This window comes from Carbonicoccus niuqiaonis (genome assembly GCF_050157065.1).
Lineage (GTDB): Bacteria > Actinomycetota > Actinomycetes > Propionibacteriales > Propionibacteriaceae > Avipropionibacterium.
Window position 1 is genome coordinate 3,798,667 of sequence record NZ_CP189573.1, and the last position, 16,798, is coordinate 3,815,464.

The 16,798-nt window shown below is 67.4% G+C and carries 12 protein-coding genes; 3 read left to right on the plus strand and 9 right to left on the minus strand.

Going from position 1 to position 16,798, the window contains the following annotated elements; all coding sequences use genetic code 11:
- Positions 1–92: 92 nt before the first annotated feature.
- The 3 genes from ACQBAU_RS17320 to ACQBAU_RS17330 form a co-directional block, all read right to left on the minus strand.
- On the minus strand, positions 93–371 hold the full coding sequence (locus ACQBAU_RS17320; RefSeq protein ID WP_434549794.1) for a hypothetical protein: 279 nt from the start codon (positions 369–371) through the stop codon (positions 93–95).
- Entirely contained in the window at positions 334–477 is a 144-nt protein-coding gene (locus ACQBAU_RS17325) for a helix-turn-helix domain-containing protein (RefSeq protein ID WP_434549628.1), read from the minus strand. The genes ACQBAU_RS17320 and ACQBAU_RS17325 overlap by 38 nt, the downstream gene beginning before the upstream one ends.
- Before the next feature lie 587 nt (positions 478–1,064).
- Positions 1,065–2,372 carry an IS256 family transposase gene (locus tag ACQBAU_RS17330; RefSeq protein ID WP_465255449.1) on the minus strand — a complete coding sequence of 436 codons (1,308 nt, stop codon included), beginning with the start codon at positions 2,370–2,372 and terminating at the stop codon, positions 1,065–1,067.
- A 249-nt stretch (positions 2,373–2,621) separates the two neighbouring features.
- Between ACQBAU_RS17330 and ACQBAU_RS17335 the strand changes: the two genes are divergently transcribed.
- Positions 2,622–3,308, plus strand: coding sequence for an integrase catalytic domain-containing protein (locus ACQBAU_RS17335; RefSeq protein ID WP_465259408.1), 687 nt, complete (start codon positions 2,622–2,624; stop codon positions 3,306–3,308).
- Positions 3,309–3,407: 99 nt separating this feature from the next.
- Here the strand turns inward: ACQBAU_RS17335 and ACQBAU_RS17340 are convergent, their stop codons facing one another.
- Positions 3,408–3,662: a DUF6223 family protein gene (locus tag ACQBAU_RS17340; protein ID WP_465255448.1), complete on the minus strand. Its 255-nt coding sequence runs from the start codon at positions 3,660–3,662 to the stop codon at positions 3,408–3,410.
- On the opposite strand from ACQBAU_RS17340, the gene ACQBAU_RS17345 reads away from it, so the two are divergent.
- Complete coding sequence (locus ACQBAU_RS17345) at positions 3,661–5,112, plus strand: carbohydrate-binding protein (RefSeq protein WP_465255447.1); 1,452 nt, start codon at positions 3,661–3,663, stop codon at positions 5,110–5,112. The genes ACQBAU_RS17340 and ACQBAU_RS17345 overlap by 2 nt on opposite strands.
- Before the next feature lie 131 nt (positions 5,113–5,243).
- Here ACQBAU_RS17345 and ACQBAU_RS17350 read toward each other — a convergent pair whose 3' ends face one another.
- Complete coding sequence (locus ACQBAU_RS17350) at positions 5,244–8,921, minus strand: DUF4838 domain-containing protein (protein ID WP_465255446.1); 3,678 nt, start codon at positions 8,919–8,921, stop codon at positions 5,244–5,246.
- Between the two features lie 218 nt (positions 8,922–9,139).
- Complete coding sequence (locus ACQBAU_RS17355; RefSeq protein WP_465255445.1) at positions 9,140–9,427, minus strand: hypothetical protein; 288 nt, start codon at positions 9,425–9,427, stop codon at positions 9,140–9,142.
- A 425-nt stretch (positions 9,428–9,852) separates the two neighbouring features.
- Between ACQBAU_RS17355 and ACQBAU_RS17360 the strand changes: the two genes are divergently transcribed.
- Complete coding sequence (locus ACQBAU_RS17360) at positions 9,853–10,860, plus strand: type 2 periplasmic-binding domain-containing protein (protein ID WP_465255444.1); 1,008 nt, start codon at positions 9,853–9,855, stop codon at positions 10,858–10,860.
- Positions 10,861–12,051: 1,191 nt separating this feature from the next.
- Here ACQBAU_RS17360 and ACQBAU_RS17365 read toward each other — a convergent pair.
- From ACQBAU_RS17365 to ACQBAU_RS17375, 3 genes are all read right to left on the minus strand, one after another.
- Complete coding sequence (locus ACQBAU_RS17365) at positions 12,052–13,533, minus strand: M81 family metallopeptidase (protein ID WP_465255443.1); 1,482 nt, start codon at positions 13,531–13,533, stop codon at positions 12,052–12,054.
- Positions 13,530–14,960 carry a GH39 family glycosyl hydrolase gene (locus ACQBAU_RS17370; RefSeq protein WP_465255442.1) on the minus strand — a complete coding sequence of 477 codons (1,431 nt, stop codon included), beginning with the start codon at positions 14,958–14,960 and terminating at the stop codon, positions 13,530–13,532. The genes ACQBAU_RS17365 and ACQBAU_RS17370 overlap by 4 nt, the downstream gene beginning before the upstream one ends.
- A 64-nt stretch (positions 14,961–15,024) precedes the next feature.
- Positions 15,025–16,782 carry a gamma-glutamyltransferase family protein gene (locus ACQBAU_RS17375; RefSeq protein WP_465255441.1) on the minus strand — a complete coding sequence of 586 codons (1,758 nt, stop codon included), beginning with the start codon at positions 16,780–16,782 and terminating at the stop codon, positions 15,025–15,027.
- Between the last annotated feature and the right edge of the window lie 16 nt (positions 16,783–16,798).

Consider the following 16,798-nt stretch of genomic DNA (forward strand, 5'->3'; position numbering starts at 1 on the left):
GGAGTCAGTCAAGAGCCCAGTCCAACACGCGGACGGGCCATGCGATCTGAGGCGCCACGACACTCGGTCAGCGCGAGCCGGGGATGACGGTCTCAGAGACTCCGCAGCTCAGGGATGTCACGCGTGAGAGTGCGCCAGACCCGATGCGGGTCCTGGAGCAGGTCGGACAACGCCAGCCGCAACCCGACTTCGTCCAGCAGGGTTGCGTCATCAGTGAACTCCACCAGCACGTCGAACACACGCGGCTCCGTCGCACGATGTTGGGTCACGAGATAGCGGATACGGTCGCGGTGCCGCTCGACACGGACGGATGGTCGTCCGACGAGCGCCTGCTCAAGCCGGGCAAGGACTTCGGGACTTGGTTGGTGCACGCCGGCCGTTCTCGTACGCGGAGAGGTTCGGTTGGGCCACCCGCGCAGCACGCGCAAGCTGCGCCTGAGTCATGCCCGCGGCTCGCCGTCGGGCCCGAATGTCCATGCCCTCATTGTATTCCGCCGGGTTGTCGACTGCGATATGTCGACGCGACTCACCAAGACTGCCCGCGAAACACGCTCGGTGCCTCACGTAGGAGTGCCCGCGAAGCGGTGACCCTCGTTGGGTATGAGGAGTGAGTTGTCGATGCGGTCTCGTGCCGAGGTTACGACGAGGTACGCGAAGGCGTATCTGAAGGCCTCGAAGAAGGACAAGGGCCGGGTCCTGGACCAGGTCGTGGCGGTGACGGGCTGGTCGCGTGACAACGCGCGGCGTCGGCTCGTCGGGGCTGCCGGGTAGGCTCCGGGCGCCAGCCGGCAGGTCGCGAGAAGGGCCAGGAAGCGGCGGGCGGACAAGTTCTCCTACGACGCCCGGCTGGTCCTTCAGAAGGTGTGGGCAGCATCGGGCGGTCAGTGCGGGGAGTACCTGGCGGCGTCGATGCAGCTCCAACTCGACGGGCTGGAACGCCACGGCGAACTCGTGGAGGGCTGTGACCGCTACACACCCGGGGTGCGTGCCGAGCTGCTCGCCATGTCGGCTGCCTCGATGAGCGTGTCAAGTTGTGTGTGTAAACGGGTCTTGATGGTTGTGGTTCAGATGGTGGCCGGGAGTCGGCCGGGGTAGATGATTTCGAGTTGGTTGAGGGCGGCGGTCCAGCCGTGGGTGCCGGCTCCGCAGGAGAGGATGCTGCGTTTCTTCGGGTCACCTCCTCGGGGCTTGTCGCGGGTCTCGATGTCGCAGACGGCGAGGTAGAGGATCTTGTAGACCGCGTCGTCGGAGGGGAACTGGCCGCGGGTCTTGGAGACCTTGCGGAGTTGGTAGTTGATCGATTCGATGGCGTTGGTGGTGTAGACGACCCGGCGGATCTCGGCGGGCAGGTCGAGGAACGGCACCAGGTCGTTCCAGGCGCGGCGCCAGACATCGACCACCGCCGGGCAGCGGCGTCCGATCTCGGAGGCGGCGAACGTGTCGAGGGCGTGTTCGGCGGCGGCGACGCTGGGGGCGGTGTAGATCGGCCGGAGCGCTGCGGCGATCGCTTTGCGGTCCTTCCAGGAGGCGTAGCGCATGCTGTTGCGGATCAGGTGGACCACGCAGGTCTGGACCAGCGCGTCGGGCCAGACCTGCTCCACCACGGCGGGCAGGCCGGTCAGCCCGTCACAGCACACGATCAGCACGTCACGGACCCCGCGGTGGCGGAGCTCGTTCAGCACGCCGAGCCAGAACCGGGCCCCTTCGGTCTGCTCGATCCACAGTCCCAGCACGCGTTTGCGGCCCTCGAGGTCGACCCCGACCGCGAGGTGGCAGGCCTTGATCCGGACCGCGCCGTTGTCGCGGACCCGGACCCGGATCGCGTCGATGTAGACGATCGGGTAGACCTCGTCCAACGGCCGGGACCGCCATTCCACGACGAGGTCGTTCACGCTGTCGGTGATGTTGGCGATGGTTTCGTGGCTGAGCTGGGCACCGTAGGTCTGGGCCAGCCACTCGGCGATGTCACGGGTGGTCAGGCCCTTGGCATACAAACTGATCACCATGTCGTCGAACTCGGTCAGCCGACGGGCCCCCTTCGGCACCGTGACCGGCTCGAACGTACCCTGCCGGTCCCGCGGCACCTCGACCTCGGCCGGCCCGGCCGCGGTCTGGACCGTCTTCGATGTCGCACCGTTGCGGGAGTTACCGCTACCCCGACCCTCCACCGCGTACTTCTCGTAGCCGAGATGGGCGGTCATCTCACCCTGCAACGCAGCCTCCACGGCCTGCTTGATCAGGTCCGGCAACACACCGCCCTCACCCGTCAGCTGGAGCCCGTCACGCTGCGCCTGCTCAACGATGTCAGCGATCTGCTCACGTACCTCACCAGGCACCGCCGACCCCTTGTTGTTGTTGATCTTGGAATCCATGAGGATCACCCTTCCGGAAGCGCACCGCTTCCTGTTGGAGCGACCCGCTTACACACCCCATTTGACACCCCCGCCTCGGATCGACCGTTACCTCGCCCCAGCGAAGGCGACCGACCAGATCCGGGGTGTCGCAACAACGAAACCCTCACCCTGCTGCGAAGTTCGATCAAGATCCGGCGGGCCGGTGACGAGGTCGAGGCCGAGCCCGGGTTCTTCGAGGGTGACACGGTCCCACACTGCGGTCCGACGTTGAAGGGCGAATTCGCCCGCACGGTGAACCTGACGTGCGTCCACACCGGCTGGGTGTTCACCCGCACCGTTCGCAACAACGCCCACATCCACGTCCTCGCGGCGTTGAAGGCCGGCGTGGTCGAGATCCCGTTCGAGGTGACCGGGCTCGACTTCGACAACGGCAGCGAGTTCCTCAACAAGGCCGTGATCAAGTGGGCCAGTGAGATGGAGATCTTCTTCACCCGCTCGCGGCCCTACAAGAAGAACGACCAGGCCACCATCGAGTCGAAGAACAACCACCTGGTCCGCAAGTACGGCTTCTACTACCGCTACGACACCACCGAGGAACGGACAGTGCTGAACCGGCTGTGGCCGCTGGTCAACGACCGGCTGAACTACCTGACCCCGACCAAGAAGCCGGTCGGGTACGGCACCGACCGCAACGGCCGCCGAACCCGGCTCTACGACAAGCCACAGACCCCGCTGGACCGACTCCTCGCCGCGAACGTCCTCGCACCGGCCCAGACCGCCGAACTGACCGCCCACCGCGACAGCCTGAACCCGGCCGCGATCGGCCGCCAGATCGCCGACCTGCAAACCGTGCTGCTCAAACTGCCCAAGGAAAAGACCGAACAGCTCTACCTGGCCAGCATCCCGCCCGCCCTGCCCGACGCCAGCCGAGGCGTCAAGATCAAGGCCTCCTGATCGACACCAGATTCGCGGGCAAACCTACGTGAGGCACCGAAGCCGTTTCGCGGGGCATCTTGACGTGAGGCACTACGTATGTCAACGCGAGGTACATCGTCAGTGGGTCGGCGCTTCCGTCGATCGCCGGGTCCGGGCCAGTGCCAGACCGCCGAGCACCGTCGCAGTCAGCCCGAGGGCCAGCGACATCCCACCGGCCACGACGCCATTGCCGGTACCCAGGCCGCCGTCGGCGAGCGCCCAGTTGATGATGCCGCCGACCATGCACAGCGGCCCCAGCGCCAACGCCACCGTGGCACCCGTCCGCCCGCGGCCGGCGCACCGCCGAGCGCGGACCAGGGCAACCGCACCCATGGCCGTGGCACCCATCGCGATGAACGCCACGACCGTCGACCAGGCGCGATCGAAGGTCAGCCCGTACACGGTGTTCGTCGATGGTCATGGTCAGGGCGTGCGCCAGGGTTTCCCGCAGGGGCGTGGATCGATGCGAGCCGGGGTGGTCTCGGATGCGTGCGTGTACGTGGTCGGCTCCGCGGCGAAGGCGTACGAGACGACGCCGCTGGACGTCTTCGACCGGTCTGTGGTCGCGCTCCCCGACCAGTACTACCTGATGATCGACACGTTGGCCGCGCCGGAGTCGCATGTCTACGACTGGCGACTCGGTGCTGGATCGGGCACCGACTACCTGATCGACGGGGCCCACTTCCCGTTGGGCAACAGCCGGGTTGGCCGCGTCGTTGATCAGTGGAACAACTCGGCCCAGCTGCGGCTGACCCTGCTGGACGACCAGCCACGCACGATCACCTTGGCCCCCTACGACGGCGCCGAGGAGTACGGGCAGCAGCTCCACGTCAGCAGTGGGGCGCCGGCCCGAGAGGCCGAGATCATGACGCTGCTGCAGGCTGGCGCGCGGAACACGCCAGGCTTGCTTCAGGCCGAGACGTTGCCGATGGTCACCTCGGGGCCGGGATCGCGGAACCTGTCGATCAGCGGCGCGACCGTGGTGTTCCTGCGCTCGACCGCCGTCGGTGACTGGGTGGAGTTCACCATTGACCTGCCGGAGTCCGGGTCGTACGACGTGCGGTTCTGGTTCGGCACATCGCCGTCGTATGCGCAACTGCGACTGTCGATCGACGGCGAACCGCTGGGCAGCGTGGTCGACACCTATCGCTCCGAGATCACGCTGCTGGATGCGGTCTCATTCGGCAGTTTGTCGCTCACCGCCGGCACCCACAAGGTGCGGCTGACGGTGACGGGTCACAACGCATCGTCGGCCGGCTATTTCATCTCGGTGGACGCCTTCCAGATCGTACGGACCGGCACTCCGGTCGATCCGCAGCCGCTGCCGACACTCGCGGCGCGGCGAGTGATCAGTGACACTGCGGTCGGCGCGGTGGTGACCCGACCAGCGGGCGAGCGATCGTTGACCGACGTGATCGGGCTGCGGACGGGTGCGGCTTCCGCCGTGCTGGAAGGGGTTCGCACCGACGCCGAGCAGTTCCTGGTCGCGTTCGACCGCGGGCCGGCAGTGGAGCGGTACGCCCTGACCCGGGCCACTTCCGCCATCGCTCGCGCCCGTCGCCTGCTGGCCTGCACCTCAGCAGTTGATCTTGGCGTGCTGCACCACGACGAGGCGACCCTCGTGACGATCACGACACCTGTTGATCAAGCTGTCAGCTTCCACGTGCGGACGGCGACCATGGTCACCGTGAACGGGGAACCGGCCGGGGTCCAGTTCGACGCCGGGCGACAGGTGCTGACCATGACTCTGGCGGCCGGTACGCATCAGGTGGTGGTGACCTGAGGCGCCACGACACACACGTCATCGAGGAAGGCTGCCTCACTGACCCCCGAAAGATCCGCGAGCACATCGCACACCGCACGACGTCGGCTGCCCAGCTCGACGTCGGCGGTGGTCAATGAGCGGAGTTGAGTTCACTCCCGGGTGAAGACCTCGGCGTCATCGAACAACACGTGACTGCCCAGTGGCAGGTCGTTGACGTAGATGATCAGGTCTACGTTGGTCACCGTTCGCGTGCCATAGGCCGCTGCCACGTCGAAGTGCAGGCCGACGGGCAACCACTCCCCGGCCGAGGTAGCGAACGGTGTCGGGTCAGACGTGTGGGTGACTACGACAGCGCCGGCCTCCGTCCGTAGCCGGATCGCCCAACGGACCGTCCCTTGGCTGGTCGACGACGCCTTCACGCGGACCACCGCGCGGTGTTCGCCCACCATGATGGGTACGGCGAGCTGACGGGGCCCGCCACCGCCGGCAGCATTCTCTGCCGAGCTCATACCCGTTCCCAGCAACGCGAAGGATCCGGTTCTGGCGTCGTCATCGCGGGTGAATCGGGGCTCCCGCCAGATGCCCCAGTCGGCCGGAGGTGTCGCGGGGTCCGGCCAGTCCTCGAACGATGGATTGGTCACCCACTGCGTCCAACCAGCAGTGTCTCCCGCCACCAGCAGTGGCGCAGACTGCACCGGCAGTCCACCGTCGAAGACGGCTTCCACGACCACGTGGTCCTCCCAGATGGTCTCGGTGGTCGGTGCCGGGACGGTGAAGGTCGCCGTGCGTGCGGTCTCATCCCAGCTCAGCGTCGCGGTCGAGAGTTGGGCGGCCGTGCCGTTCACCCGGCGCACGAGGGTGAAGTCCTGGGGCGTTGGCGTACGGCTCGGAGTGCCGTCCAACTGCACCGTCACCGTGCCCGGTTGGACCTCGACCAGCTCGATCGCCGCACCCGGTGGAATGTGCGCTGCCGACTGCACGGCTTCGAAGTCGTCGATGTAGAGGTTGCCGTTGCCGGCGTGCCCGTTCACCTCCAGCCCGACCCGAGCCGCCGCCACGGGCGCACCGCCGATCTCGGCGGGAACCGGCTCCGTCATGCCGATGGTGGTCCACGACCCGACGGTGTCGGCATAGGCCTGTCGTAGCGAACGCCGGGACTCCAGGACCCGGCCCTGGGCGTCGAGCAGGTCGAGGACCAGCCAGGTCGTGTCTCCGGTGGCGCCCCCGGGGGCGACCAGATAGCGCACCCGGGTCGTCAACAGCCCCGGTTCGACGGCGAACGTCTGGTGCAGCCGGCCGGCCAGCATGTCACCCACCCACAAGACGGCGGACCCCGTGTAGGCCTTCTCCGGATCGACCAACCGTACGAAGGCGTCGTCGGGACGGCGTGGGTCTCCCACCCAGATCTCCGGCGACTCATCGCCGTACTCGAAGGATGAGTTGCGGGTGAGCAGGATTCCGGCGGCACCATTGAGAATCAGTGCCGCCGTCTGAGCCGCCAGGCCAGTTTCCGCGGCCAAGGTGCCGAGCGCATTCGTCACCTCGCCGCCGTCGGATTCGTGATCGCGCACGTAGTCCACCAAGGCCCACGCCTGGTTGGACGGGAGCCCGGACCACTCGGCGAAGATCGTGGTCAGGCGCTGCTGTGGTTGCAGGATCGGCCGGTCGACGAACCACTGGTCATGGATCTCTGCTCGGCGTTGCCCCAACGCAGCCAGCTGGTCGGTCTCGGTCCTGATCAACTCCACCATCGCCAGCGCTTGGTCGCGGGTGGCGAGAGGCGCGACCGGGTGCGCGTAGCTCAGCACCGTGGCCTCGTAGAACTCGAAGCCGTCCATGATCACCTGGAGTCGCGACTGCTGGTCGGCTGTCTGGACTCGTGCTTGTGCGGCTTCCAGCCACGACCGGCACTGCGCCATCTCCGCCGGCGCGACGGCGGCGAGGTAGGAGACAAGATAGAAGGAGAGGTACGTGATGTCCTTGCGGTTCTGGAACCACGGGAGGTCCAGCACCCGGCTGGTCCAGAACTCCTCCCAGTGGTCGAAGTAGCGCTTCACGTAGGGTGCGGCCTCGAGGCCGACGGCATGCTCGTACCAGTCATCGAGCAGGGCGTCCACGTCCTGGTGCGGGTTCCACAGGAGTTTGGTCAGGGTGTGCACCTTGGGGCCCTCGGCCCAGGTCACGTCGGTCTCCCCGAAGTAGGCCGCCAGCCCGTGGTCCACGCCGTACCGCAGCACGTCGGCCACATGGTGGGGGAAGGCTCGCGGCACCTGGTAGCGAGCGCCGTAGACGTAGTCGTAGAAGGCCAGCCGGTCCGACACCTGGGACCACGCCTCGGTCAACGCCGTGCCCAGCTGCTTCTGCTCGGGATCGAGCCAGGTCAGGCGCTCCTTGGTGAGGTAGGGCACGACACGTTCGTGCAGTCGAAAGCTCGGCGGATCCGCGACCTCCCGATACGCGAGCACTCCGAACCACTTGTCCGGGTGGGTCCGGAGGACGCCTTCGACGACCTGGTTGACCCAGTTGAAGTAGATGTCGGACAGATCGCTGAAGCCGAAGGAATTCGTGCGATGGGGGTTGGCCGGATGGTCCGGCTCGGCTTCGGCGAATCCGCCGGAGTCGTTCACCGCCAGGGAGAACGACGTGCGATCGGGATCCTCGTCAAAGTAGCCGACGATGTAGTCGATGGCGGCCTGCACCGTGCCGGGCTCGGTGAACTGGGGTTGCCAGGCCACCGTGTTGGTGGGGATGTAACGAACCCCGTTCCGCAGTGGGTAGAACTCGGGGTGCGTCTCGGGCCAGTGTTCGGACGGCTGCCCCGGGCGGGGCTGGAAGATGCGCCACAGGTTGTGGTTGTGGCCCTCGATCGAGTTGTGGACCCGCAGCCGTTCGCCCAGGGCACGGTTGATCCGGATGCGGGGCGCGTCTCCGGGCATGTGGAGCGGATGCGGCGCACGGGACTCAATGGCAGGTTGGGCGAGCCGGTACTGGCGGGTGAGCGAGAGCGAGGCGAGCTCAGGGACGTGGGTGCCGAACTCCTCGGGCATCAACCAGCGCACGCCGACGCACCGTTCGAGAAAGTCGTCCACCGCATACCCGGTGGCCACAGAACTCTTTCCGGTGAGGACGACGAACCGGTGGTCAACGGACAGGACGAACCCCTGCGCCGACAGCTGGTCAAGGGCGTCGTCCACCTGCGGACGCAGGTCGTCCGGCACCGATCCGACATGGATCTGCAGCATGTCGGTGAACTCGCCGGCCAGCCGGTCGTCCCCTTGTGGCACCACCGTCAGGACAACCGACGTCGCCCTGGCCACGAAGTCGATCAGTCGGGTCACCGCAGCGCGGGTCTGATCATCGGCATCACGGCCGTGCACCACCACGGCACGGGGTTCGCCGTCGTCGACCACGGGCACCGCAGGCCGAAGCACCAGGGTGTCACTCAGTCCGGTGCCGGTCGGACCGCTGAACCTGAACCGGATCGGCATCGCCTCGCGGGCGGGAGATGAAACCGGAGCGAAATCGACCAGCACGCGCTCGGCGGACAGGCGGAGCACCCCCGTCACCGGTCGCGCGACCGGCGCCGCCCGCCCGTTCACCGGCTCCGCCATCACCGTCACGGCGGCCGGGTCGGGTAGGTCGCGGGCCCAATCGATGATCAGTTGCCCGTTGCTGGCTTGGTGGATGACCACCGGGCTGGCCGCCCATGCCCTGGCCGGCAGCAGGGCCCAGCCCGCGGCCGCGCCCGCGCTGCCAGCCAGCAGCGTGCGGCGGGTCAGATTGACGGAGTTGACAGCGCTGTGACGCGCAGGCTCATCGATGGGCATCAGTGCCTCCTTCGGAAGGCTGCATCACATCACCTCGAACGGAGGCGCCGCATTATGCAGTGAGTTTTCTGAACTATCGCCCTTTCCGAGCGACCGGTCAAGACCCCGTCACGGACCGAGACGCGCATGGTCTCTCCGGGCGGCACACCCCTCCCCTCGTGTCACGGGATGAACCGCCCCGGTCGATCAGGTTCTACATCATGGGAATCCCATCGGAATCACGCCGCACCCACCGTGTTGAGGCTGGGATCGGGCTCAGGCGTGACCACCAGAGTGGCAGGGATGGCGAAGGAGCTGACCATGGCTGAGTCGAGTTCACCGATCGTGTCCAGGCGTGCGCTGCTCGGCGGCGGGATCGGCGTCGTCGCCGCAGCTGCCGCCGGCTGCACCAGCGGCAGCCGGCAGTCCGAGGGCGGCGTGCAGGGCGCCGGCTTGGAGCTGCCCACGTACCAGGCGCTTGATGCCGTGCCGGCCGACTTGCCCGGCGACGCCGTCGGGGTACCCAATGGCTACCTCACCTACCCGCGGCCGGCGGTGCCGGTCACCTCGGAGCCGCCCGGCCGCGGCGGCGTCATCACCGCGCTCCTCAACCAAGAGGTGCAGCCACCGGTTCCGATGGACCGAAACTCTTGGTGGCAGGGCCTGAACGAACGTCTGGGTGTGACCCTGGACATGCAGATCGTTCCCGGCACCGACTACGAGCCCAAGTTGGCGACCCTGATCGCCGGTGGCGACCTGCCCGACGTGATCAAGTTCCCGATGGCCTACCCCCAGTTGCCGCAGGTCCTGGAGGCGATGTGCGAGGACCTGACTGATCACTTCGCGGGCGACGCCGTGCTCCAGCACCCGGGACTGGCGAACCTGAGCACGACCAGTTGGCGATCGATGGTCCAGGGCGGGCGGATCAGGGGTATGCCCGCACAAGAACATCGTGGGCACCGGCACCTGGATCGTACGAGGCGAGATCACCGAACGACTCGGGGTCAGCATCGAACCCGCCAACGCCGAGGAGGTGTTGGCCATGGCCGAGGAGGTCACGGACCGGAAGGCCAAGCGGTTCGCCTTCGGAGTACCCACCCATGTCCTCACCGCTCTGGGGTGCGCCATGTGGGACTCACCGAACAACTGGGCCGAGGTGGATGGTCGGTTCGTCAAGAACGAGGAGACCGACGAGTTCGCAGCCGCCCTCGAGTGGGCGAACAAGGCCTGGCAGGCAGGTGTGCTCCACCCTGACTCGTTCGCCAACATCAACTCACCCGGGCTCTTCCAGACCGGGGGCCTCGTCTTCTACAACTGGGGCGGCATCGGCTGGGGACAGATGCTGAACGACGACTTCAGCGACCTGGACATGCAGTTCATGCTCACTCCGGCCGCGGAGGGCGGTGGCCCCGGTGTGCAGCGATTGGGCCCCGGGATCACCGGCCTGGTGGCCATCCGCAAGCAGGACGATCCCGAACGCGTCCGCGAGATCATCAACGTGATCAACTACCTGGCGTCACCACTCGGTTCCGCCGAGGAGTTGTATGTCCGCTGGGGTGAGGAAGGGGTGCACCACACGTGGGACGACCAGCTGAGCACCCCGGTCCTGACCGACAAGGGACTGGATGAGGTCGCACGTGAGACCACCTACATCGGCTGCAATCCCTTCGTGATCTTCAATCCTGGCTACCAGGACAAGACGAAGGCGTTCCATGACCTGCAGCAGACCGTGATCAAGCGCGGTCGTGCCGACGCCACACTCGGGCTGTACTCGACCACCAACAGCAACAAGGGTCCCGCCCTGACCCGCGACCTGACCGACGGGATCAACCAGATCATGCAGGGCCGTCGCCCACTGACCGAGTTGTCGGCCGTGCTCGACGACTTCCGCAGTGGCGGAGGTGACCAGATCCGCGCCGAGTACGAGCAGGCGTTCGAGCAGTCGCAGATCGGTGGCTGACGTCAAGAGGGCCACCCGGAGTCATGCACGCCGGACTGGCCGTCGCTCACTGACTCAGCCACCTAGCCCCCAGTGATCAACGACCTGCCGCACCCAGGCTCGTTCGCGCTTCGCCTGCTGAATCAACGGCCGACCGGACCGCTCGGCGTTGTTCACCAGCCGCTGCATCTTTCGCTGGTGTGCCGTCGAGCTCTTTATGCACTCAGGGCCGATGCCGAGGTTCGCGTAGTGCGGGTCGCGGAGATCATGACCACACATGTCGCACGTGCCGAGTACTTTGCCTTTGGCTGGACCTCGCCTAACAGTGGAAGTAGGCATGACCCGAAGGGGTCCGTCGATCTCGGCGTAGACAACCTTCAACCTTGTGGGCTCACGGACATTTAGCGCATCGCGAACGATCCCGACGGCGAGACGCCCGTAGGCCATCGGGAGACGCTTGTGGTCGACCGGGCGGCCCAAAGATCGCCAGATCAAGACGCAAGGAACCACCGCGGCATCCGCGCGTTGGAGCGGTAGCGTCCACGGACTTGTCAGTACGTTCGTCCACCTGATGGGTGCGGTGCCCAACGCATCCAACAACGTTGGCGCGGTCACGTGAATCGACAGCCAGGGGCGTGCCTCGGCCACGCCGCCCACGTATTCCAATCTTAAGTCGAGCAGCGTCTTCCGGGCGTTGCCATTCTGACGAACTTCCAATCGCACCGACTGGACGTCGGAGCTTGCCAAGCGAAAGGCAGCGTCTTGGGCCAGCTCTTCCCATGGCGACGGTACTGGCTTGGGAACTGCAGCACTACTCGAGGGGCGACCTGACCGTGCAGCCGATCGGCCTAGCCCGTCCTTGTGTCGGTGACCGCCTTGGCGGTATCGTCCGTAGTCCTGCGTTCCATTGCCAACCTGACGTCGGCCCTCGTTGCGCCGCGCAGCCCCAGTCAGGTTCGCCGAATCCGACCGCGCCGACTGTCTATTTTCTCTACCCATTTCCCTCTCCACCAATCCACCCTGCTGCCATGATTCCAGACAGGACGGACAGTTCTTGGCGGGGCTGTCGTTGACCGCAACCTCCGCTTGCTGTCCCCAACCGGCGGCAACGCGATGGCGATCGTAAGGTCCGGGTGACGCCAGACGCAGCACTCGGGATCTTTCCGCCATACCCCCGGCTGACACAGGTGGCAGGGCGTGACGCTCTACGGCTCACCAACCACGCACGACGTCACGATCCTTCGGCCACCACACGTGGGTGGCACGTCGGAACGGCAACGACAGCAGGTCGTGCTGCGAGGGGCCGCGCAGGTCGACGTCCACCAGCTCCCCGGCGACGTGAGCGAAACCGTCGCGGTACTGGCCGGCCGACTTGGCCTGCACCAGCCAGGCGCCGTCCGGGTCGAGCCCCATCGCCCGGTAGAGCCGAGGATCGACCATGGACGTGGGGTGCTCGGTGATCACCAGGTAGGTGGTGCCGATCGCGAGCACGACGCCGGTGCCCGAGCTGATCGGCCGCGTCGGTGAGGTGGTGGTGCCGTCGCTGATGGTGATCACCCGGCCGGTCACCGTCACGGGAGTGAAGAAGTGCGGGCTCAACGTGCCCCCCACTGTGACGGTGACCGTGGCGCCGAGACCTGCGGCCAGGCACGTGGCGACGGCTGGCCGGTCGACCACGGTGCACAACGCGGGGCCCGGCAGGTCAGCGGCAAGCACGGCCGCCAACAGTTCCACACCATCTCCGGTGCTGCCCGCCGATGGACTGTCGGCGCCGTCGCCCAGGACGACCGGACCGCCCCGGCCGGCCCGGGCTGCCGCACGTTCGATCGCCTCCGACAGAGGAACCTTGTGCACCACAAGACGTTCCCGGCGATCGAACAGCTCGGCGGCCAGCTCGTCGGCGTACTGCTGGGCGCCGGTCGCGTCGTCGTCGGTGACCACGACGACGCTCCACCCGAGTCCCGTCACGTCCAGCCATGGCTGGGTGGTGAAGATCGACCCGTCGAGGATCTTCCCCGCGGCCACCAACTCGTCGCGCAGTCGGGCCACCTCGGCGACCGGACCGGCGCTGGTGTCGTGCACCTCCGAGGCCGACATCACCGGGATCTTGCGGAAGCCGACGGTGCCGTTGATGGTCCCGGCGAGCTGGTCGAGCAGCAAGGTCATGGCACGTCGGCCGGTGTCGGCCATGTCGACGTGGGGGTAGGTCAGGTAGCCGGCCAGCAGTGGGGTCGCCTCGACGATGTCGCGGGTGACATGGGCGTGCAGGTCGAAGCTGGCCGCGATCGGCATCCCCGGCCCGACGAGCTCGCGTACGGCCCTGAGCAGGTCGCCCTCGACGTCGTCGCAGCCCTCGGCCGTCATGGCGCCGTGCAGCCGGAGGTAGACCCCGTCCACCTGATCGACCACGGCGGCCAGGCCAGCGAGCACCCGCTCGGTCAACTCGGCGTGGGCGGCGGCGGTCACCGATGGGCCACTGACGGATCGGGCATGAAAGGTCGGAATGATCTCGACACCACGCTCGGCGGCGACCTGCAGCGCACCGGCCATCGAGTCGTTGCGGCCGAGGAGGGAGAAGATCTCATCACCCTCGCACCAGGTGTCACGCCGGAAGTCGTCGACCGTGCCGAGGCCCCCGCCGAAGGAGTTGCCCTCCCGTGCCAGTCCTGCCACCGCCACCCGCACCGTGCTCACCAGTCCCCGTCCTGTCCGTGTTCGTTGACCTCTGGCGATCGCGTGTCGACGACCTCGGATGCCGGCACGACATCCAGCACCACCACCCCCGGCCCGGCCACCGGCACGGTGAACCGGGTCACTCGACCCGCTGCATGCGGGAGCGGCGGCAGCACCGCCACCTGGCCGCTGCCGTCATGGACGGCCATCTGCTCGACGGCCAACGGGTGCTCGTGCTCGATGGTGACCTCGACGGTGTCCACCTCGGCGGCGGTGTTGGCCAGCAGCACCCGCCAGCGGGGAAGCTCCCGGTCGCGCGCCAGGATGGCCTGGACCTCCGCATCGTCGGTCTCGGCGATGTTGACCGCCCCACCGCGTCGCAGGCAGTCGCCGTACAGCTCGAACGCCAAGCCCCGTAGCGAAACCAGACCGTCTGCGGTGAACAGGCCCCAGCGAGGAGACGTGTTCGCGGTGTAGTAGTGGGCCTGGTCGATCGGCAGTCCCTGGAAGCTGATCAAGGCGCCCAGGACGTGTGCGAGCCCGGCCGGGCCCTGCATCTCCGCGGTCAGCTGGCTCACCTGGTCGTACCGACCTCGCTTGTAGGCGGCGAAGATGTTGATCTGGCCGTTCTCACCGTGGGCGGGACGGAACGCCCACTCACCCAGGTGGCTCTCGACCTCGGACAGTCCCAGCTGATCAAGGAACTCGCGAATGGCGATCGCGCCGGCGGTGTACTCGGTGATGCTGGCGGGGTAGCGGTGCCACGACAGGAAGTCCATCGGGACCCCGTCGGCAGCGAGCGCCCGGATCCCTGCGCCCCACGGCGATTCGTCGTCGACGATGGTCGTGGTGAACCCGGCCAGCCCGACCTTGGCCACCGGCGACGCCGCCCGGACCGCCGGGGCCACGGCGCGGTACCGGTCGAAGAACTCCTCCGGGGTGCCGTCCCAGTTCTTCGGCCCATGGGGTTCGTTCCAGAACTCCCAGTAGCGGATTCCCCACTCGTGACCGTCGGCCCACCCGTGGTTGTAGTGGCGCACCACGCCTGCACACACCCTCGCCAGCGCGTCCGGGCGCCAGCGGGCCATCGTGTTCCAACGCAGCCGTGGTTGGTGCTCAATGCTCTCCCCCAGCCGGAAGTACACCTCGGCGCCGGTGGCCCGGACATGGCTGATCAGGTCGTCAGTCAGCACGAAGTCGTAGTTGGCCGGATCGTCGGGGTCCGCTTCCGGGTCGGGGAACAGGTGGTGCAGGTCCACGGTGTTGTGCGCATCGAACGGCGCGTCGTGCAGCCGGACGACCGGGATCTGCCACCGTCGGTACCAGTCGGAGAGGTCCAGCCAGTAGTTGCCCGACACGGAGGTGCCGTTGACACCGTTGAGAGGGCGGAGCGTCGTGGTCGGCGTTGACGTGTCGAACCGTACGGTGGCGGCCCTTCCGGGTGTCATACGACGAAACCTTTTCACACCCAACGGATCGGTCTCGCTGAGTGGTCGCCCAGCCAACCGGGACCTACACCCCGATCCCGATCGACTTGCGGAACACGTCGACCCCACCGACCAGGCCGTCGCCGGTGAACTGGATGCCCAACGGCTTGCCCAGGTGGGAGATGCCGCCGGTCTCCCGGACCGGGACGACGTCGTGCCCGCGGCCGGCCAGGTCCTCGATGATCGAATCCGGCAGCCGATCGTCGACGGTCAGTGTCCGGACGGTCGGACCGTCCGGTGCCGAGGGGTCGGCACCCTCGAGGTGGATCCGGGGCTCGCCGACCGCGGTCTGCACGTCCATCCCGAAGTCGATCATGTTGACGATGGTCTGGAACACCGAGGTCACCACCCGACGGCCGCCGGGTGCGCCGAGGGCAGCGACCGGACGGCCGTCCTTCAGCACCAGCACCGGGGTCGCATGACCGAGCTGCTTCTTCCACGGGCCCACCGAGTTCGGCGTCCCCGGCTCCGGGTTCAGCCACATCGTGATGTCGTGCAGCAGGATCCCGGTGGTCGGCACCACGACACCCGAGCCGAATGCCAGCCCGAGCGTCTGGGTGAGCGTCACCACATTGCCCGCGGCGTCGGCGGCGACCAGGTGGGTGGTGTCGTTCCCGCCCGGATCGCCGGCCGGCGCGCAATCCACCCGCTCGACGGTGTCGTACGCCCAGGGGTCACCCGGGGCGGTCCGGTCGCGAACCACCCCGCCGGACAGGTTCGGCAGCACCGAGGTCGCGTACTCCTTGCTGACCAGTCCGGCCGCGGGCACCTCAGTCCCGGCAGGGTCCCCGGCGTAGCAGAACCGGTCGGTCCACGCCTGCCGCATCACCTCCGCGACCAGGTGCCAGAACTCACCCTCGTCGCGGGAGAGCTTGCCCAGGTCGAGCTGTTCGGCCAGGTTCAGCAATTGCAGCAGGGTGAGCCCGCCGTTCATCCCGGAGCTGGTGATGATCTCGTAACCGTGGTAGCTGCCGCGCAGGCCGGCGGTGGTTTCGGCCTCGTAGCGCGCGAGGTCGTCGCTCGACAGCACACCCCCCATCGCCTGGACATGATCACCGATCACCTGTCCGATCCGGCCACCGTGCACGACCGCGGGACCGCCGACGGCCAGTTCGGTCAGCGTCGCGGCAAGATCGGGCTGCCGGATCGGAACACCCGATCCCTCGTAGAAGCCCGTGGGCCTGGGGAGCCCGTCTGTCAGGTGGACCCGGACGAACTCCGCGTCCTCCTGCAACAGGTGCAGCCGGGTCGCGAACTGGACGACGTCCTCCTCATCGGGCTCGAATCCCTGCTCAGCAAGGTCGATCGCCGGCTGCAGCAGTTCGGCCCACGGCCGGGTGCCGAACTGGCGGTGGAGTTCGGCCAGCCCGGCCACGTACGTCGGCACCCCCACTGACAGCGGCCCCCGGTCCGTACGTCCGTCGGCCACTCCGCGGAACCCCATCGAGGTCTTGGTGTCGGCCGGCAGCAGGTGGGGTACGAAGGTGTCCTCGGCGAGCCCTTGTGGGGTCCGACCGTAGAAGTTGATCTCGGAGGTCTCGCCGGTCTCGGCGGAGTGGGCCAGCAGGACCCCGACACCGCCGATCCCGTTCATCGCGACCTCACGGACGGCGGTGGTGAAACTCATCGCGATCGCGGCGTCGAAGGCGCTCGCCCCGTCGCGCAGCAGGGCTGCTCCCACCTCCGCGGCCTGCAGGTTGTGGGCGACGACCATGCCCCGCGTCCCCACCGCCGGGGTCTTCGCCACCACACGTGTGGACCGACTGGGTTCGATCGCCGTCACGCTTCTGCTCCTTGTC